This is a genomic window from Pseudobutyrivibrio sp. AR14, from assembly GCF_900101325.1.
Classification (GTDB): domain Bacteria; phylum Bacillota; class Clostridia; order Lachnospirales; family Lachnospiraceae; genus Pseudobutyrivibrio.
Genome location: NZ_FMUY01000010.1, coordinates 75,063 through 94,936, shown reverse-complemented (window position 1 = coordinate 94,936; position 19,874 = coordinate 75,063). Strand labels below are relative to the sequence as shown.

General features: G+C 40.7%; 15 protein-coding genes. All 15 read left to right on the top strand.

What is annotated here, in order from left to right; genetic code table 11:
- The first annotated feature begins 32 nt into the window (after positions 1-32).
- On the top strand, positions 33-896 hold the full coding sequence (gene cdaA / locus BLP50_RS10215; protein WP_242869256.1) for a diadenylate cyclase CdaA: 864 nt from the start codon (positions 33-35) through the stop codon (positions 894-896).
- 2 nt (positions 897-898) lie between these two features.
- Positions 899-2,170, top strand: a complete 1,272-nt coding sequence (locus BLP50_RS10210) for a CdaR family protein (RefSeq protein WP_090154358.1) — start codon at positions 899-901, stop codon at positions 2,168-2,170.
- Positions 2,171-2,191: 21 nt separating this feature from the next.
- Positions 2,192-3,541, top strand: a complete 1,350-nt coding sequence (gene glmM, locus BLP50_RS10205; RefSeq protein WP_090154355.1) for a phosphoglucosamine mutase — start codon at positions 2,192-2,194, stop codon at positions 3,539-3,541.
- A gap of 51 nt (positions 3,542-3,592) precedes the next feature.
- A complete protein-coding gene (locus tag BLP50_RS10200) occupies positions 3,593-3,859 on the top strand; it encodes an HPr family phosphocarrier protein (protein WP_090154353.1) in 267 nt (88 codons plus the stop codon).
- Between the two features lie 293 nt (positions 3,860-4,152).
- The gene (gene leuA / locus BLP50_RS10195; RefSeq protein ID WP_090154351.1) at positions 4,153-5,841 is read left to right on the top strand and encodes a 2-isopropylmalate synthase; all 1,689 of its coding nucleotides are present in this window, start codon (positions 4,153-4,155) and stop codon (positions 5,839-5,841) included.
- A gap of 240 nt (positions 5,842-6,081) precedes the next feature.
- Positions 6,082-6,945, top strand: a complete 864-nt coding sequence (gene rfbD / locus BLP50_RS10190) for a dTDP-4-dehydrorhamnose reductase (protein ID WP_090154349.1) — start codon at positions 6,082-6,084, stop codon at positions 6,943-6,945.
- A 285-nt stretch (positions 6,946-7,230) separates the two neighbouring features.
- Entirely contained in the window at positions 7,231-8,316 is a 1,086-nt protein-coding gene (gene rfbB, locus BLP50_RS10185) for a dTDP-glucose 4,6-dehydratase (protein ID WP_090154347.1), read from the top strand.
- Between the two features lie 201 nt (positions 8,317-8,517).
- Positions 8,518-9,636, top strand: a complete 1,119-nt coding sequence (glf, locus tag BLP50_RS10180) for a UDP-galactopyranose mutase (RefSeq protein ID WP_090154345.1) — start codon at positions 8,518-8,520, stop codon at positions 9,634-9,636.
- A complete protein-coding gene (gene rfbA / locus BLP50_RS10175; RefSeq protein ID WP_090154343.1) occupies positions 9,637-10,515 on the top strand; it encodes a glucose-1-phosphate thymidylyltransferase RfbA in 879 nt (292 codons plus the stop codon). It abuts the gene before it with no gap.
- A 198-nt stretch (positions 10,516-10,713) separates the two neighbouring features.
- Positions 10,714-11,292, top strand: a complete 579-nt coding sequence (rfbC, locus tag BLP50_RS10170) for a dTDP-4-dehydrorhamnose 3,5-epimerase (protein WP_090154340.1) — start codon at positions 10,714-10,716, stop codon at positions 11,290-11,292.
- A gap of 108 nt (positions 11,293-11,400) precedes the next feature.
- Positions 11,401-14,160 (top strand): glycoside hydrolase family 25 protein, encoded by a 2,760-nt coding sequence (locus BLP50_RS10165; protein WP_090154337.1) that lies wholly within the window; start codon positions 11,401-11,403, stop codon positions 14,158-14,160.
- Positions 14,161-14,280: 120 nt separating this feature from the next.
- Positions 14,281-15,660 carry an exopolysaccharide biosynthesis polyprenyl glycosylphosphotransferase gene (locus BLP50_RS10160; protein WP_090154334.1) on the top strand — a complete coding sequence of 460 codons (1,380 nt, stop codon included), beginning with the start codon at positions 14,281-14,283 and terminating at the stop codon, positions 15,658-15,660.
- 257 nt (positions 15,661-15,917) lie between these two features.
- Positions 15,918-17,129, top strand: coding sequence for a glycosyltransferase family 4 protein (locus BLP50_RS10155; RefSeq protein WP_090154332.1), 1,212 nt, complete (start codon positions 15,918-15,920; stop codon positions 17,127-17,129).
- A 205-nt stretch (positions 17,130-17,334) separates the two neighbouring features.
- Positions 17,335-18,429 (top strand): glycosyltransferase family 4 protein, encoded by a 1,095-nt coding sequence (locus BLP50_RS10150; RefSeq protein ID WP_090154331.1) that lies wholly within the window; start codon positions 17,335-17,337, stop codon positions 18,427-18,429.
- Positions 18,395-19,846 (top strand): MATE family efflux transporter, encoded by a 1,452-nt coding sequence (locus BLP50_RS10145; RefSeq protein ID WP_090154328.1) that lies wholly within the window; start codon positions 18,395-18,397, stop codon positions 19,844-19,846. The genes BLP50_RS10150 and BLP50_RS10145 overlap by 35 nt, the downstream gene beginning before the upstream one ends.
- Positions 19,847-19,874 lie beyond the last annotated feature (28 nt).

The window sequence follows — 19,874 nt, the reverse complement described above, 5'->3', positions numbered from 1 at the left end:
ATGACCCGAAAGGGTAGTGAGGAAGTGAATAAGTGGTCGAATTTGTCAATGCTGTTGATGCCTTCATCGATGATTATTTCAATGTAAAGCTTCCAGATGTTAACATCACAGACATAATTGAGATTGTTATAATTTCATATTTCATGTACCACCTGCTAGTTTGGATTAAAAATAGTAGAGTGTGGATGCTGATAAGGGGTGTTATTTTCATCCTTATCTTTTTTGTGTTCGCCGCTATTTTTGAAATGAATACCATCCTGTGGTTGGGTGAAAAGCTGGTCTCTGTAGCTGTCACTGTGTTGATAGTTGTGTTCCAGCCGGAGCTTAGACGAGCCCTAGAACAAATAGGTCGCAGGAAGATTAAGTCCATATTCACGTGGAATTTACTGAAGACGGGTGCCAAGAAGTTTGACGACACCACTATCGTCAGCATGGTTACTGCCTGCTATGAGATGGGTGCGGTTAAAACAGGAGCACTTATTGTAGTAGAAAATGACATGCAGCTGACTGAGTTTGAGCGCACTGGTATTAGCATTGATGCGCTTGTTACCAGACAGCTTCTGATTAACATATTTGAAAAGAACACACCTCTTCATGATGGTGCTGTAATTGTCAGAGGAGATAGAGTGGTATCTGCTACCTGCTATTTACCGCTTTCTGACAACATGGGACTATCTAAGGATTTGGGAACAAGACATAGAGCCGCCGTTGGTATCAGCGAGGTTTCTGATTCTCTTACAATTGTTGTTTCTGAGGAGACTGGTACTGTTTCCTATGCTCGTGAGGGACGCATCGTTCGAGATGTTAAGGAAGATGAGCTTATTGCTGAGTTAAAGCGCATCCAGAATCCAGATGAGGAAGAGAATGTTATCGAGCCAGAAAAGAGGGAGGGATAGTTATGAAGCAGAAAATATTAAAAGCCCTCACCAAGGACGTAGGACTGAAGATTTTAGCTTTTGTCTTCGCCTTCTTACTTTGGCTGGTTGTTGTAAATATTGACGATCCTACACAGACTAGGACATTTACTTCGGTTGTTACAGTTACTAATGCGGATGTATTGAAAAACGCTGGTAAGCTTTACGAGATAAAAGATGGTGTCAACACAGTTAGCTTTAGAGTTACTGCTAAGCGTTCCATTATTGAGAAGCTTTCGCCATCAGATTTTAATGCTGTTGCAGACATGAAGGACTTAGAGAACGAGGAGAGAATTCCTGTTACTATCTCCGCAAAGTCATACGCAAACAGCGTATCCATTTCGAGCAAGCAGAACTACCTATATGTAGAGCTTGAGGATGAGATAACAGAGAGATTTGTAATTAACGCAGAGACAACAGGCAAGTCCGATACAGACCTAGAGGTAGAGACTGTGACATGCAGTCCAACAGTTCTTACTGTTACAGGTCCAGAGGAAATCGTCAACAGTATTGAAAAGGTAGTTGCTACTGCAAATATTACTGGAGTTACAGGGGACTTTACAGAGAGCGTAATACCTAAGTTCTATGACAAGGATGGAGAATTGGTAGATGCTAAGGAACTGACTCTATCAGTTTCAACTGTAGGTGTCAGTGTTCACTTCGTAAATACGAAGACAGTTGATATTGTTGTCAAGACAAGCGGTACACTGTCAGCTGATTTGAAGCTTGGCTCTATTAAGACAGATCCGTCATCGGTGATGGTTATTGGAGAGGCTAGCGCCCTTAACAACGTTGCCAACATAACCATTCCAGACAGTGTTATTAATCTATCAAATATTACTGGATCATTTATGACCACAGTTGATATTAGCTCATATCTACCAGAGGGTGTAGAGCTTACAGAGGGCACATCATCAAAGGTTACCATCTATGTATTGATGGAGGAAGAGGTTGCCAGCACAGCTCATGTGGCCACTGACAATATTGAGCTTAGAGATGTACCGGAAGGCCTTAGCGCTACATTGACTACTGACAAGATTACAGTCAATGTTTACGGTACACAGTCAGCTATTGATGCTTTGAATGCTTCAGATATCAAGGGCTATATTGATTGTTCAGGATTATCTGCAGGAGACGGTCAAAACGTTGTCCTACAGTTTGAAAATCCAGATGGAATCACAGTCCAGAATACCTCTGTCACAGTAAATGTGGTTGAGGAGAAAAAAGAAGATTCAGACGAGGCGGCTGAAAATTAAACAAAAGAGGATTATTAGAAAATGGGAAGATTATTTGGAACAGATGGAGTCAGAGGTGTAGCTGGCTCAGAACTTACAATAGACCTTGCTAGACAGCTTGGACAGGCTGGCGCATACGTACTCACAAAAGAGGCTAGTCATCAGCCAACAATCATCGTTGGTTGCGACACACGTATTTCAGGTACAATGCTTGCATCTGCTCTTATGAGTGGTATCTGCTCAGTTGGAGCTAATGCAGTTTATGTTGGAGTATTACCAACACCAGCTATTGCTTATTTAACTAGAAAGCACAAGGTTGACGCCGGCGTCGTTATTTCTGCCAGCCACAACCCAATGGAGTTCAACGGAATCAAGTTTTTTAACGGCGATGGATTCAAGCTTTCTGATGAGCTTGAGGATGAGATTCAAGAGCTTATCGAAAGCGATATGAAGGGGGTAAATCTCCCAACAGGTGCTGAGATTGGTAAGATTGATTTCAGATTTGATCTTGGTAGAGAGTATGTAGACTTCCTCAAGAACACAGTCCCTATGGATTTATCAGGAATGAAGATTGTTATCGACTGTGCTGAGGGTGCTTCATACAGAACTTCAGTTGCTTGTCTCTCTGAGATGGGTGCTGAGCTTATTACAATTCACAACAATCCAGACGGAACAAACATCAACAGCAACTGTGGCAGTACACACATGGACGAGCTTAAGGCTCGCGTTGTTGCTGAAAATGCAAAGCTAGGTCTTGCTTTTGACGGTGATGCAGATAGAATGCTTGCAGTTGATGAGAAGGGACGCCTTGTTGACGGCGACCAGATTATGGCAATCTGCGCTAAGCACATGAAGGACAAGGGAATCCTTAAGAAGAATACATGTGTAGTTACAGTAATGACCAATCTTGGCTTTACTCTCATGGCTAAGGAACAGGGAATCAATGTTGAGTCAACAAAGGTTGGTGATAGATACGTTCTCGAGAACATGCTTGCAAATGGTTACAATATCGGCGGCGAGCAGAGTGGTCACGTTATTTTCTTAGATGATAATACAACAGGTGATGGCCTTTTATCAGCTCTTCACCTTCTTAGAGTATTAGTTGAGACAGGAAAGTCTCTTTCAGAGCTTGCTTCTATTATGGAGGTACTTCCACAGGCACTTGTTAATGCCAAGGTGCCTAACCATAAGAAGGAAAGCTACATGGAGTATCCTGAGATTGCTGAGGCAATCAAGAATCTTGAGGCTAAGTTCGCAGGCGAGGGCCGCGTACTCATCCGTCCTTCAGGTACAGAGCCACTAGTTCGAGTTATGATTGAGGGCAAGAATCAGGAAGAAATAGAGGGTGATGCTAAGGCACTAGCAGAGCTCATCACTAACACAATGCTCTAATAATTTTCAGAGCAAATCTTTACGAAAATGTAATAGATTTGGAGATACATTATGGTTACTAAAAAAGTTCAGATAGTAAACGCCACAGGCCTTCACCTTCGCCCTGCAGGACTTTTGTGCGAGATTGCTATGAAATATACAAGCAAAATTACTTTCAAAACAGATAATAATTACGAGGCAAATGCCAAGTCAGTTTTAAGTGTACTTGGTGCATGCGTAAAAAGTGGCGAAGAAATTGAAATCATCTGTGATGGCATAGATGAAGAAGAGGCTCTTGAAGATATGGTTAATTCTATATCTGCAGGTCTCGGCGAATAATAGCGCCCTAAATCAGCTAAAAATCGTGTAATGAAACATTGCATGATTTTTAAATAGACAAAGAATAGCTTTTTATATATCTGACGATAGCCTTGTAGCTATCAAGCTCTAAGTGTTGCGTAGGTTCTTAGCACAAGCATTCGCTTGTGTACATACTAAAAGTCTTCCTTGCAGTCGACTTTTGGTATGATTTTCACATGTAGTGAACCGGAGTAATATCTTAGGCTTGAGAGCGTAACAAGGCGAGAAAAAAGATAAAATAAAAAGTGAGATGTTAGCTAGGAGGAAGAACAATGTTGAATTACAAGCGTTACAAGGCAAACCCAGTGTTAAAGTTTCCAGAGCGTACTTGGCCTGACAAGCAGATCACCAAAGCTCCAATTTGGTGTTCAGTAGACCTACGTGATGGTAACCAGGCTCTCGTTGAACCAATGTCGGTTGACGAGAAAATGGAACTATTTGACCTCCTACTAAAGCTAGGTTTCAAGGAAATCGAAATCGGATTTCCAGCAGCAAGCCAGATTGAATTCGACTTTTTAAGACAGTTAGTTAAGGAAAATAAGATTCCTTCAGATGTTAAGGTACAGGTGCTTTCACAGTGCCGTGAGGAGTTAATTGACCGTACATTTGAGGCTATTCAGGGAATTCCAAATGTTATTTTCCACATTTACAATTCCACATCAACTCTTCAGAGAGATGTAGTTTTCAATGCAGACAAGGAAGAGATTATTGAGATTGCAAAGAAGGGTACTCAGATGGTCAAGGACCGTTTGGACCGTTACAATGGCAATTTACAGCTTGAGTATTCTCCAGAATCATTTACAGGTACTGAGGTAGATTTCTCACTTGAGATTTGTACAGCAGTTCAGGATACTTGGGATCATGCAACAGATGCTCCAATCATTTTCAACTTACCAGCAACTGTTGAGATGAATACTCCTAACGTATATGCGGATCAAATCGAGTGGATGAGCACACACTTCAAGGACAGAGAGAATATTATTCTTTCAATCCATCCACATAATGATAGAGGTACAGGTGTAGCTATTACAGAGCTTGGACTTCTTGCTGGCGCTGACAGAGTAGAGGGAACTCTTCTCGGAAATGGTGAGCGTACAGGTAATGTAGATATTCTTACAATTGCTTATAATATGTTCTCTCAGGGTGTTAACCCAGAGCTTGATCTTGATGATATCAAGGAAATCGTTGAAGTTTGCGAGAGAGTTACAAAGATGCCTACAGATGCAAGACATCCATATGCAGGTGAGCTTGTGTTTACAGCATTCTCTGGTTCTCATCAGGATGCAATCAACAAGGGTGTCAAGGCAATGAGAGAGCGCCAGAATATGTACTGGGAGGTTCCATATCTTCCAATTGACCCTGCAGATATTGGTCGTAAGTACGAGCCAGTTGTTCGTATCAACAGCCAGTCAGGTAAGGGTGGCGTAGCATTTGTTATGGATACAGTTTATGGCTACAAGCTTCCAAAGAAGATGCAGCGTGAGTTTGCTGATGTTGTTCAGTATATTTCTGAAAAGCAGGGCGGCGAGGTTACACCACAGCGCATTATGGAGGCATTCAAGTCTCAGTACTTAGAGAACAAAGAGCCACTTACACTTGAGTATGTTGTCATCAAAGATGACAAGGATACAGACGATACAGTTGCAGTCCTTGACTTTAGCTACAATGGAGAGAAGTTCCATTCAGAGGCTGAAGGAAACGGACCTATCGATGCTGTTAAGCTAGCAATCAAGCAGTGTGTACCAGAGCTTGAGTTTACACTTATCGACTACACAGAGCATACACTTGCACAGGCTCAGGGTTCAGGTGCTAAGGCTGCTGCTTATATTGAGATGCGTGATGAGCGCCACGGCAACACAACATTCGGAGTTGGCGTAAGCTCAAATATCACACGCGCATCTATCCGCGGTATGTTTAGTGCATACAACAGACTCATCAAAAAGTCTAAGGACTATGTATAAAATAGGCAGCCAAAAATTTAGGCTGTGAGTCAATCCAGCTTATATAATCATCCAATGACACGCTTTCGCTCTTATTCGCTCGTCACGTTACCAAGATGCTGCTATGCACCATCAAGTAACGACGGCTCATCAAGGTCATTTGGATTGATTATATAACCTGAATTTCCAGCATAGGTTTTCTGTTTGGCTGACAAATAAATAAACCGGGGGCACATTTTGAACCACGGTAAAGAGGTAAATATGAGAAAGATTTTAGTTACGGGTTGCAATGGACAGCTTGGTCGTGCAATTCAGAATGAGTATGGCGATGAGGTAGAGTTTATTCTTACTGACGTTGTTGAGGGAGAAAAAATTTCGCCACTTAATATTATGAATTTGGACGAGGTGCTTAGCTTCGTTGAGTCAAAAAAGCCAGATGTTATCATCAACTGCGCAGCAGCTACTAATGTAGATGGTTGCGAGAAGGACTGGGACTTTGCTTACAAGCTTAATGCTCTTGGTCCTAGAAATTTGGCTATAGCAGCTACTAAGGTAGGGGCAAAGCTTGTGCATGTCAGCACAGATTATGTTTTCCCAGGCAATGCAACAAAGCCAATTACAGAGTTTGATGAGCCAGGCCCAATCAGTGCCTATGGTAAGACCAAGTACGAGGGCGAGAAATTTGTTCAGCAGTTCGCTGACAAGTGGTTTATCGTTCGTACTGCATGGCTTTATGGCGATGGTAAAAATTTCGTTAAGACAATGCTTAGCCTAGCAGAGACTCATGATGAGCTTTCAGTTGTATGTGACCAGCTTGGCTCACCTACTTCGGCAGTAGAGCTTGCTCGTATGATTCATCACCTTGAGCCTACAGAGAACTATGGTATTTTCCATGGTACTTGCGAGGGTGATACCAACTGGGCAGATTTCACAGCAGAGATTTTCAGACTTAAGGGAATCAACGTCAAAGTCAACCGTGTAACTAGCGAAGAGTACAAGAAAATGAATCCAGCTAGCGCAGACAGACCTCACTACAGTATTCTTGACAACTATATGCTTCGCCTTACATCAGGTTACAAGATGGCAGATTGGAAGGATGCTTTAAAAGAGTATCTCTGCAACTAACAAACCGTTAATAGACGATGGAGCCACGCTCCTATCGTTTATATAAATATGAGTGACATAATTTTTTATATACTCAAAGCAAGGCAATCTACAAAAAGTAAATTGATTGTATGCTTCTCATATTTCATCATAAGGGTACTTGAGAGCCCGTCGGCACTTATCGAGACAAAGTCGAGATTAGTACCGCTACGAGGCTCTAGTAGCGAAAGCGTGCCCGATGATGACATGTGAGAAGTATACAATTAAAAAAAACTCGGGAGATTGCCGTATAAGAAGGAGATTAAAATGAGAACATATTTAGTAACAGGTGGAGCTGGTTTCATCGGCTCAAATTACATTCATTACATGTTTAAGAAATATGATAATGAAATCAGAATTATCAACGTAGATAAGCTTACATACGCTGGTAACCTTGAGAACCTCAAGGACGTAGAGAACAGAGACAACTATACATTTGTAAAGGCTGACATCTGTGACAAGGAAGCTATCCGCAAGGTATTTGCAGAGAACGACATCGATAGAGTTGTTCATTTTGCAGCTGAGTCACACGTTGACCGTTCAATCAAGAACCCAGAGGTTTTTGTACAGACAAATGTACTTGGTACAGCAGTAATGCTTAACTGTGCAAAGGAAGCATGGGAGCTTCCTGATGGCACATTCAAGGAGGGCAAGAAGTTCCTTCACGTTTCTACAGACGAAGTATATGGATCACTTCCAGATGATGACAATGCATTTTTCTATGAGACATCACCTTATGATCCACATTCACCATATTCAGCATCAAAGGCTTCATCAGATATGATTGTAAAGGCTTACATGGATACATATAAGTTCCCAGCAAACATTACAAACTGCTCAAACAACTATGGCCCTTACCAGTTCCCTGAGAAGCTTATTCCACTTATCATCAACAATGCACTTCAGGGCAAGGACCTTCCAGTGTATGGCGATGGTAAGAACGTTCGTGACTGGTTATACGTAGAAGACCATGCTAAGGGAATCGATATGGTTCAGGAGCAGGGTAAGCTTTTCGAGACATACAACATCGGTGGACACAATGAGAAGCAGAATATCCAGATTATCCACATCATTCTTGATACACTTCAGGAGATGCTTCCAGAGGGAGATCCTCGTAAGGAACTTGTTTCTGAAAAGCTTATCAAGTATGTAACAGATAGAAAGGGTCACGATAGAAGATACGCTATCGCACCTGACAAGATTAAGGCAGATATCGGCTGGTATCCAGAGACATGTTTCGAAGAGGGTATCAAGAAGACAATCGCATGGTTCTTCGAAAATGAAGAGTGGATGAAGAACGTAACATCTGGCGATTACCAGAAGTACTACACAGATATGTACTCTAATAAATAATAATTAATTTAGGCTGAGTGCAAATTGTTACGCTAACAAGCCTTAGATTCTCTTTCAGTGACTAGATGCCACTTCCAGAGAGCAAAGAGCTTGTTGGCTACAATTTGACCGAAAGCAATCTCCATGAACACTCAAGGGAATCCTGTTAGATGAGCGGAGTGTTACATGGGATTGTGTACGTAACAGCCGGGAGAATACTTAATGAAAAAATACGATTATTTAGTTGTGGGGGCAGGCTTGTTTGGAGCGACATTTGCTTATGAGGCTATGAAGCGTGGCAAGTCAGTTCTTGTGATTGATAAGAGAAATCACATTGCCGGCAACATTTACACAAAAGAAGAAGATGGAATTAATGTACACGTTTACGGTGCCCACATTTTCCACACTAGCGACAAAAAGATTTGGGAGTACATGAACCAGTTTGCTGAGTTCAATAACTACATAAATTCTCCAGTGGCTATTTACAAGGATGAGCTTTACAATCTTCCTTTTAACATGAATACATTTTCAAAGATGTGGGGAATCAAAACACCTGCTGAGGCTAAGGCTAAAATCGCAGAGCAGATTAAGGAGCTTGGCATTACAGAGCCAAAGAATCTTGAGGAGCAGGCACTTTCATTAGTTGGTACAGATGTATATGAAAAGCTTATAAAGGGCTACACACAGAAGCAATGGGGACGCCCATGTACAGAGCTTCCATCATTCATCATCAAGAGATTGCCACTTAGATTTACATACGACAACAACTATTTCAATGATAGATTCCAGGGCATCCCAATGGGTGGATACACTCAGATTGTTGAAAAGATGCTTAAGGGCGCTGATATTGTTTTAGAGCAGGATTATTTCAAACTTGCAAAAGAAGGAAAGTTAAATGATGGCACAGAGGTAAGCTGGGATAAGCTACTTTTCACAGGCCAGATTGATGAGTACTATGATAGCTGTTTCGGTCCACTTGAGTACCGTTCAGTTCGCTTCGAGACAGAGAAGCTTGATTGTGATAATTATCAGGGCAATGCAGTTGTAAATTATACCGAGGCAGATGTGCCATACACTCGTATCATTGAGCACAAGCACTTTGAATTTGGCACACAGCCAACAACTATCATCTCAAGAGAGTATTCTTCTGAGTGGAAGCCTGGCGTAGAGCCATACTATCCTGTCAACAATGACAAAAACAACGCAGTATATCAGAAGTACGCAGACAAGGCTGCATCTGACAAGGACGTAATCTTTGGAGGACGCCTGGGTCAGTACAAGTACTACGACATGGACAAGGTGGTAGCCGCAGCCCTTGAGTGCGTAGAGGAGGAATTTTAAATGAAGGGTATTATTTTAGCAGGTGGATCAGGCACAAGATTGTATCCACTTACAAAAGCTATTAGTAAGCAGATTATGCCAATATATGACAAGCCAATGATTTATTATCCACTTTCTACTCTTATGCTTGCAGGCATCAGAGAAGTGCTTATCATTTCAACACCAAGAGATCTTCCTGTATTCGAGGAGCTTTTAGGTGATGGCAAGCAGCTTGGTATGGATATTCAGTATGCAGTTCAGGAAGCTCCAAATGGACTTGCTGAGGCATTTATTATTGGCGCAGATTTCATCGGAAGCGATGCTGTAGCACTTGTACTTGGCGACAATATTTTCTATGGTCAGTCATTCTCAAAGGTGCTTCTTTCAGCAGCAACTAGAACAGAGTCTGAGCCAGGCGCAACAATCTTTGGTTATTACGTACGTGACCCAAGAGAGTATGGCGTTGTAGAATTTGATGAAAATGGTGTGGCAATTTCTATCGAGGAAAAGCCAGCTGAGCCAAAGAGTAATTACGCCGTTCCAGGTCTTTACTTCTACGACAACTCAGTAGTAGAAATCGCTAAGACAATCAAGCCATCAGCTCGTGGTGAGCTTGAGATTACAGCAGTTAATAACGAGTATTTGAACCGTGGTAACTTACATGTAGAGACACTTGGTCGTGGATTTGCATGGCTGGATACAGGTAACCATGACATGCTTCTTCAGGCAGCTGAGTTTGTCAGCACATTCCAGAAGCGCCAGGGTATGTACATTTCTTGCATCGAAGAAATCGCATACAAGCGTGGCTTCATCAATAAGGACCAGCTCCTTAAGCTTGCAGAGCCACTTATGAAAACAGCCTACGGCCAGTATCTTGTAGACGTAGCCAACGGACTATAAAAACGTGGTGGAAATCCAGCACGACAAGAGCGGAAGCGTGTCAGTGATACGGCGATATCGCAAATGGATTTCAAATTAAAGTGATGAGCAAAATGTAGCTAACAAGCTAATTCCTCTCTGGAAGGAACATGTAGTGACTGGAAGAGAGTGGATTGCTTGTGAGCGTAACATTTTGAGCAAAGAATAGAGGTTTAGAAAATGGCAATTACAGTTGAGAAAAATGTAAATGGTATTGAGGACCTTTGCGTTATCACTCCTAAGGTTTTTGGTGACGACAGAGGTTACTTCATGGAGACATACAATGAGAATGACATGAAGGCAGAAGGACTTGATTATGTTTTTGTACAGGATAATCAGTCCGCAAGCAAAAAGGGTGTCCTTCGTGGGCTTCATTTCCAGAAGAATTTTCCACAGGACAAGCTTGTTAGAGTTATATCTGGCGAGGTTTATGATGTGGCAGTTGATTTGAGAGAGGGCTCACCTACATTTGGTAAGCACTATGGTATCCTCCTTTCAGCTGAGAATAAAAAGCAGTTCATGATTCCAAAGGGATTTGCTCATGGATTTTTAGTTGTAAGTGAGTATGCAGAATTCTGCTACAAGGTTACTGATTTCTATCATCCAAATGATGAGGGCGGACTTGCATTTGATGATCCAGATATTAATGTTCAGTGGCCAATTCCAGAGGGAATGACAAAGGATGATTTGATTTTATCTGACAAAGATAAGGTAAATGCTTCATACAAGGAATATTGCAAGGAGCATGGTATTAATTAGTTTATAACTTGTTTAAAACAAGTTGATATAAAGGGTTCTACAGATAGATTTTCAGGAGCTATATGCAATTGAAAACTATAAATAATTGTTTATTGGGAGAATAGTCGAATGTCTAGATTATTTAAGAATATAGCGTTTCTTGTAAGCAGAAACCGTGCTATAAGTTTGGGACTTGCAAGTATATTAGGTGTTTCTGCAGTTGGAGGCGGTGCTTATGCAGCCTACAACAAGTTTTTCAAGGGACCGGGGGAAGAACCTGAGTTAGAAACAGTTGAGGTGGAGCAGCAGGCAGCGGCATCAGCAGCTGATGTTTATATCCCAGAGTTTAAAAAGGTATTTCTTACCAGCTCATCAATTGAAAAGGATTTAACAATCTATATTTCAGATACAGAAGAAGGAGAAAGCTGTGTTACTGGAGTTCCTTTCCAGGTAAAGCTGGTTTCACCTGAAGCAATGGAGACACTTCAGCCATACGTGTCAGCAATTCAGGATATAGATTCACAGATTAACGAGTATACCGCTTCTTATGATGACTCAGTAAATATCGCTACAATTCTCGAGGAAAGAAATGTTCCTGTGACAGTAACTGACGAGAATAATGAGGTGGTTGAGACTGTAAACGGAGATATCGAATCTGACCCACTTTATCTTTTATACTTGGACAAAGAGACAGCAGTACAGGCATACACTGTAGCACTTAATGATGCTGAGGGTGTTGTTTATACAGATGAGGATATGGATGGCGTTATCACTGAGACAGAGGTGGAGCCAGGTGATTACGTTGCATGTATCGTTAATTCTCTCGATAATGGTGTTTCTTACAATACAGATAGCTACGAGACTGAGGTCAATGTAAAGGACAAGGTCGAGTACAAGGTAGAAAAAGAAATTATCAAGCAGGTTAAAAAGGATGACGCCAAAGAGGATGGACAGCCAGCAGAGGCAGCTCCTGTAGAGGCGACACTTACAAATACAGTTGAGTATGTTGATTCTAAGAAGGAAGAGACAGGCGGTTCTTTCAAAGAGACAACTGACGTAGTTGCTCCAAAGACAGATGCTAGCAAGAGTACTGCTACTAAAAAAGAAGGCAAGACATCGGTTACTCATGATGTAGCAGTTGCTCCTAGCCAGTACACAATCACAATCAACTACAAGCTTGTGGATGCAAGTGGCAAGGAAGTTACAACTGTAAAGAAGACTGATTTAACTGTAAATGCTAATGCAGCACCTTCATTTACAGCTGATCAGACATATGGATACAACAATGTAACTTACAAGCTTCAGTCTGGACCTAATCCAGCATTTGCACCCGCAACAGCTAATGCTACTTATACATACACATATAAGGCTGAGCCAGAAGCTCCAAAGACTTATGAAGTTACAATTAAATGTGTAGACGCAGGTGATAATTCAACAATCAAGACATCTAAGGTAACAGTTAAGGATGGAGATACAATCAATCCACCTTCAATTGAAAATTATACTTGCGAAAGCTCAGCTGTAACTGCAAATTCAGGCAACAAAGAAGTGACATTTAAGTACAAGAAAAAGCAGCAGGAACAGCCACAGGAGCAGAATCAGGACAATAACCAGAATAACAATAATCAAGATAATCAGCAGCAAGAGCAACAACCAGAGCAGAATAACAATCAAGACCAGACAGATAACAATGGCGGTGAGCAGACAGATGATGGAGCTCAGCCAACAACAACTGAGGCAAGAAGAAATTCTACAAGAACTCTAGCTAGACACAATGTAAATGTTACTCGTGCCCAGTCTAATACAAAGACAGAGACAGCAACACTTGATATGTCATATTCAAAGGGTGTATTTACAATTTCCGCTTCTGGTAATGTAAGTTCTGTAACTGTTAACGGTGCAGCTGTTACTCTTTCAAATGGTAAGGGTACATATACAGCTACAGCAAATGGTGATTACAAGCTTGCAGGTGTGGCAACATTCTCAGATGGTGCTACAGACAATTCTCTTGCAGTAACTTATACAGTTTCAGGTATGACAGGCGGCTCAAATGAGAAGCTCAAGGATTCAAAGGGCAACCAGCTCTATCTTGATGCTGAGGGTAAGAAAGAGGCTACAGCAGCAGATTACCAGAAGGGTAAGACATATTATTACAAGGAAGCTAGCTATAAGTACTATGGTTGGCAGACAATAGATGGTAAGACAAAGTTCTTCAATGGCAACGGTGACTATGTAACTGGTGAGCAGGTAATTCAGGGTGTTAAATATAACTTTGGTAGCGATGGCGCACTTCTTGTAAATGGAGTAGGTATCGACGTATCAAAGCACCAGGGTACAATTGATTGGTCACAGGCAGGACCTGCAGTTTCATTTGCAATTATCAGATGTGGCTATAGAGGAATGTATGATGGACAGCTTCATGAGAATCCATTCTTCTACAAGAACATGAGTGGAGCTAAGGCAAATGGAGTAACAACAGGTATCTACATTTACTCTACTGCTTTAAATGAAGGTGAGGCTGTAGCTGAGGCATCTATGGCAGTTGCTATGGCAAAGAAAGCTGGCGGATGTTCGCTTCCAATCTACATCGATATGGAAGATAGCGTAAGAGGCCAGAAGAATCTTACTAATGATCAGAGAAATGCAATTATTAATGCTTTCTGCAGTACAGTTCAGTCAGCAGGTTACAAGTCAGGTGTATATGCCAACAAGACTTGGATGACAAAATATATTAATGCATCGAGCCTTCCTGGTTCATGCCATATTTGGGTTGCACAGTACAACACAGCATGCTCATATTCAGGCAGATATTCAATGTGGCAGTACTCAAGCAAGGGCTCAATCCCTGGCATCAAGGGCAACGTAGACGTTAATAAATCATTTTTCTAAAGGGTAATTATTTAGTGAAGCAGATGTAATTAACAAGCTAATTCCTCTCTGTAAGGAACATGTAGTGACTGAAAGAGAGTGAATTGCTTGTTAATGTAACAGCTGCGGGATTGTGAATATATGAATAATAATACTAACGTAGAAACACAAAAAAAGGTATTTAGATTTTTTAGTAGCGTAGTTCTAGTGGTTACACTAGCTACGCTCTTTGGCGTTATGTGGTATTTGCGTTTGCAGATGCTTATGCCAACACGTTTTCTTGGCCTTGGAAATTATTTGATGATTGGCCTATATACCGTTTTAATGGTGCTAATGATAAATACTTTTAAAGGCTTTAATATTGGAAGCGGTCGAATTTCAATTCTTACAATGTCACAGGCAATAGCTATGGGGCTTGTAAACATTCTTGAGTTTATAATCGTTATTTTGATGACAAGAATTAAATCATTAATGTGGATGACACTGGCCTACATTATTGTACTTACATTTGTTCAGGCAATAGCTGTGCTTGCGATTACTTTTATCAGTACTAAGCTATATAGAGCGGTGTTTCCTCCATTTTCTATTCTCAATATTTATGGTGAATATGAAAATGACTTGGTAATTAAAATGAATCGCCGTGCAGATAAATATAAAATCACAGGTGAGATGAGTTGCAATGAACCGCTTGAGAAAATAGTTAAAGAGCTTGAAAACTATGATGCTGTTCTTATAAATGATGTACCATCGGAAATAAGAAATGATATTGTAAAAGCTTGTTTTGCAACGGATAAGAGAGTTTATTTTACTCCGAAGATTGCAGATATTTTGATTAAGGGCTCAGAGGAGGTAAACCTTTTCGATACACCTCTTTATCTTTGCAAAAATGTTGGAATGGATGGTATTTCAGCAGCTATTAAGCGAATGGGAGACATTTTCATTTCCGCTGTTGGAATTATTCTTACCAGCCCAATTATGCTTGTGATAGCTATACTTATCCACAAGTATGATGGCGGCCCAGTATTTTATAAACAGGTGCGCTGTACAATTGGTGGAAAAGAATACAAGATTATGAAGTTCCGCTCAATGATTACTGATGCGGAAAAAGATGGAAAGGCGCGACTTGCCAGCGAGAATGACGATAGGATCACACCTATCGGACATTTCATTCGTGCTACACGTATTGATGAGCTTCCACAGTTCTTCAATATCCTAAAAGGCGAGATGTCAATTGTAGGACCACGTCCTGAGCGCCCTGAGATTATTGCCGAGTATGTAAAAGAGGTTCCGGAATTTGCTTTTCGTACTCACGTAAAGGCTGGCCTCACTGGCTACGCACAGGTTTACGGCAAGTACAACACCACCTCATACGACAAGCTTAAGCTTGACATGATTTACTGTGAGAAGTGCTCTGTACTTCTTGATATTCAACTGATACTTATGACTCTTCGCGTTATCTTCACTAAGGACGCTACCGAAGGTGTAGCCGAGGGCGAAACCAACGCCAAAGTTCACAAATAGACAATTGTGGCATGACCAGGAGAAAAGGTTTCATATGTGTATAGATAGCTTGTAGCTATCAAGCTCTAAGTGTTACGTAGGTTCACATGTAGTGAACCGGAGTAATATCTTAGGCTTGAGAGCGTAACAAGCGAGCGAAAGATTATAGATATGTACAAATAGCTTGTAATTAACAAGCTAATTCCTCTCTGGAAGGAACATGTAGTGACTGGAAGAGAGTGGATTGCTTGTTAATGTAACAAGCGAGGTGAAAAACTATGAAAAAAGCTTTGATGCATGGTCACACTGCTTATATGGTGACCCAGTTTAATTTAGATAATATAAAAATTTTGCAAGACCTAGGCTACACAGTTGATGTGGCCTGCTGCTGGCATGATGATGACAGTGCCCTCAGTCCGGAAGCTTTACAGGATCGAAGAAAAAAGCTGGATGAGATGGGGTGCCGAGTTATTGAAACAGCCAGCCTTAGAAAGATTTTTAATATTTCAGAGTTGAGAAAGGCCTATAAGCAGCTTAAGTCTGAGGTGGAGGAGAACAAGTACGAAATAGTCCATACTCAGTCTCCTATAGGTGGAGTTATTTGCCGTCTTGCTTGCCGCAAGGCTAGAAAGCTCAATGGAACCAAGGTTATCTACGCAGCCCACGGTTTCCACTTTTTTGAAGGGGCTCCACTTAAGAACTGGCTCGTGTATTACAATGTGGAAAAACACTGCAGTAGATTCACCGACTTGTTGATAACTATCAATAAGGAGGATTATAAGAATGCTCAGAAGTTCCATGCTAAGCAGGTTGCCTATGTGCCAGGTGCCGGTGTAGACACTCATAAATTTGTGGCTAGCTATGGAGCGAGAGGAAAAATCAGAGCAGAGCTTGGTATAGATGATGATACTTGTGTACTTCTCTCTGTTGGTGAGTTGATTACTAGAAAGAATCATATTCAGGTTCTAAAGGCTCTAAAGATCATGAAAGACCAAGGAATGCTTGTAGGTCCAGATAGTGACGAACGTGTGGAACCAAAATATAAGCTTAAGTATCTGATTGCAGGCCGTGGAAAAATCGAGGCAGAGCTTCAGGAGGCTATCAAGGATTTAGGCCTTTCAGACTATGTTCAGATGCTTGGATTTAGAAGAGATGTGGCAGATGTTTTTGCTGCCAGTGATATTTATGTTTTCCCTTCTCATCAGGAGGGACTTCCAGTTGCTTTAATGGAGGCTATGTCAGTAGGACTTCCTGTTGTATGTAGCAAGATTCGTGGCAATACTGATTTGATTACCGAGGGTGAGGGTGGATACCTATTCGACTCCAAGGATCCTCAATCATTAGTGCTTGCTCTGAAGAAATCGCTTGCGGATTTACCAGAAGTCAGACAGAACATGGGTGAAATCAATATGGAAACCATGAAAGCCTTCGACAAACAAACCGTAAATGCGGTAATGAAAGAATTATATACAAATATTGTGGTAGGTTGATTTATCGTAGTTTTTAGGTGAGCTAAACGTAATTAGCAAGCTAAATTATTTAAGGAACAATGTGGTAGGTTGATATAATGTAGTTTTTTAGGTGAGCTAATTGTAATTAACAAGCTATTAGTTCTCTGGAGAATGACGTGTAGTCATCGGAAGAGAATCTAATGCTTGTTAATGTAACAATTAGCGGTCTAGGAATGGAGTGACTATGATTATATTGCATGTTTCAAAGTCTGGTAAGTATAGTGGCATGGAAAACGTAGCAATCAACACAATTGCTGCCATGCCAGAGGATATTAGGTGCGTTTACCTGACCGCTACAGGTCCTATTGAGACCAAGCTATTGGATAAGGGCATCGAGTATATCGCTGTGGAAAAGGTAGATGAGAAGGCTATCAAGGAAGCTATCGACGAGGTAAAGCCTGATATTATTCATGCCTATGAGTATGATTGTAGCCTTATGTGCACAAAGGTAACGGACACAATTCCGATTATCAGCCATCTGTATTCTATTCCAAAGTGGGTGCAAAAGATTGGACCGAAATCTGTTATTTACGGCGGAGCATGTAAAAATTTCTCCAAGATAATTATCCCTGCCAAAGTTGTAGAGGAAAAGGCTTGGTTCAAGGATAAAATGGAAGGCAAGACTGTTGTGCTTGGCATGCCTTTTAATGCAGTAGCTACATTTGAAAAGGGGTATTTAGCTGGCACAGAGATGACCAAGGAAAAGCTGGAGGCTTATAAATCAGACTTGCTTTTTGTTGGATATCTTACAGACAATAAAAATCCTTACGAGTTCATACAAATCGTTAAGGAAGTTTCTAAAACACATCCTAATGTAAAGGCTGTCATGGTAGGCGGTGGAGACTTGGGAAGCGAATGTTTGAAATTAATTGGAAAGCTGGGACTTGCAGATAATATTAAAATGGTAGGCTTCCAGCACAATCCATACATATATATGAACCAGACAAAGATTCTGGTGGCACCATCCAAATTCGAAGGTTTTGGAATGGCAGCAGTGGAGGCTATGGCTTTTGGAAAGCCTGTGCTTACCAGCAAGGTGGGTGGATTCAAGGTCTCTGTTAATGATGATTGCGGCAAGATTTGTGGAAATGACAAGAAGCCACTAGATAGAGAAGCATTTGTAGCCAACATCAATGAGCTACTTGATAATAGTGAGATTTATAGAATGAAGTCTGAGGGGGCTAGAAAACGTGCCAAAGATTTAAACAACTTTGACACATACATGGAAGAAGTAATTAAAATATATGAAGATGCTTACAAAACTGTTCAACAAAATTAAAAGTGCAGACTTTATATTGGTGACACTTTCGACTGTGGTCTGTTCGGCCCTTTCATTTGTGCTTAACGTTTACTCAAAGCATGAGGTGGATTCTAAACCGATGGGTATATATAGTGCGTGTCTTATTGTACTTGCCTATATGAACTATGCTCAGCTTGGAGTATTAAACGCCTACAATAGAGACTATCCACAGGCCCTTGGTCGCAAGGATTTCGATGAGGCCAATAAGCAGAGAAATATAACAGTTACATTTATGCTGATGATTTATGCACTGATTTTAGTAGGGTTTGAAGCATGGGTGTTTTTCAAATATAACGGTCAGATTGGCGTAAGTCAAAAGGAAACCTTCTATGCATTTGGATATGGTCTTTGTCCTATTATGATTCTCCTAAAGAGTTTTGATGATATGGCAAATTCCACTGTTAGAATGCAGGGTAAATATAATAAGTCAGCGCTTATCGGATTTATCAGAACAGTGTTGGCATTTGGCATTGGTGCAGTTTTTATTAAATTGTTTGGTTACTATGGCCTTTATGCCATGATGATTTCATCAGCATTTCTTGGGATTGTTTTCTTCTACAAGGATGCTTTTAAGGGCGTAAAACTTGATTTTGATTTCAAATATATGAAGCTGATGATTTTAGGAGGTCTTCCTCTTCTAATCAATAGCTTAATATGGACCATCGTTCAGAATGTGGATAAGCATGTTATTCAGCTGTTTTTTAAGGATCCAGAAGATGCCCTTGGAATTTATACAGTACCTACAATGGGATTTACCACAATGGTGCTTGTTCCACAGACCATTTCTCAGGTTTTTTATATCAAGATTTCCCACTTATATGGTGCAAATAAGGACGAACAGGAGCTTCTCGATAAGGCAGGACATTTCACTTGCCTAACATCACTGATTTCAGGTGCAGCATGTGCCTTTGTATTTTATATAATGCCAATATTTGTTGGGGTATTTATGCCTAAATATACAAATGGTAATGTGGCAACTCAGATTCTTATTATCGGTGTTGCGATTTATTCCACAACCATGTTGTTTGGAAATATTTTCAGTGTTGTAAAGTTGAACAAATCTTTGATTGCAAACTCAGTAGCACTTTGTATTTTCAATATGATTTTCTCAAGTGCCCTAGTTTTATTTATAGAGCGAAGCGTCAACATGGTAGCTATTGGTACAGGACTTTCATATGCCCTTTACTCATTGCTTTTGATGATAAAGCTTTCAAGGAAATTTGATTATTCCTTTATTAAATTGTTTTCTAGAAGCTGGCTTCCTGTTTTAGGCATTATTATACCAAGTGTGTTGTTCTATATTTTCATTGAGAACATCTATGTTGCCGCAGGATTGGCTTTATTTACTATACTTTTAGTTTGTGGTATCATTAGTAGACTATTTTTTAAGAAATAGTTTATTTATTGCGCTGTTTTAAACTATA

What these genes read in the sequence shown, in the direction of transcription:
- BLP50_RS10210 (WP_090154358.1), top strand. Translation starts at nt 899, where the DNA reads ATGAAGCAGAAAATATTAAAAGCCCTCACCAAGGACGTAGGACTGAAG.
- glmM (WP_090154355.1), top strand. Translation starts at nt 2,192, where the DNA reads ATGGGAAGATTATTTGGAACAGATGGAGTCAGAGGTGTAGCTGGCTCA.
- BLP50_RS10200 (WP_090154353.1), top strand. Translation starts at nt 3,593, where the DNA reads ATGGTTACTAAAAAAGTTCAGATAGTAAACGCCACAGGCCTTCACCTT.
- leuA (WP_090154351.1), top strand. Translation starts at nt 4,153, where the DNA reads ATGTTGAATTACAAGCGTTACAAGGCAAACCCAGTGTTAAAGTTTCCA.
- rfbD (WP_090154349.1), top strand. Translation starts at nt 6,082, where the DNA reads ATGAGAAAGATTTTAGTTACGGGTTGCAATGGACAGCTTGGTCGTGCA.
- rfbB (WP_090154347.1), top strand. Translation starts at nt 7,231, where the DNA reads ATGAGAACATATTTAGTAACAGGTGGAGCTGGTTTCATCGGCTCAAAT.
- glf (WP_090154345.1), top strand. Translation starts at nt 8,518, where the DNA reads ATGAAAAAATACGATTATTTAGTTGTGGGGGCAGGCTTGTTTGGAGCG.
- rfbA (WP_090154343.1), top strand. Translation starts at nt 9,637, where the DNA reads ATGAAGGGTATTATTTTAGCAGGTGGATCAGGCACAAGATTGTATCCA.
- rfbC (WP_090154340.1), top strand. Translation starts at nt 10,714, where the DNA reads ATGGCAATTACAGTTGAGAAAAATGTAAATGGTATTGAGGACCTTTGC.
- BLP50_RS10165 (WP_090154337.1), top strand. Translation starts at nt 11,401, where the DNA reads ATGTCTAGATTATTTAAGAATATAGCGTTTCTTGTAAGCAGAAACCGT.
- BLP50_RS10160 (WP_090154334.1), top strand. Translation starts at nt 14,281, where the DNA reads ATGAATAATAATACTAACGTAGAAACACAAAAAAAGGTATTTAGATTT.
- BLP50_RS10155 (WP_090154332.1), top strand. Translation starts at nt 15,918, where the DNA reads ATGAAAAAAGCTTTGATGCATGGTCACACTGCTTATATGGTGACCCAG.
- BLP50_RS10150 (WP_090154331.1), top strand. Translation starts at nt 17,335, where the DNA reads ATGATTATATTGCATGTTTCAAAGTCTGGTAAGTATAGTGGCATGGAA.
- BLP50_RS10145 (WP_090154328.1), top strand. Translation starts at nt 18,395, where the DNA reads ATGAAGATGCTTACAAAACTGTTCAACAAAATTAAAAGTGCAGACTTT.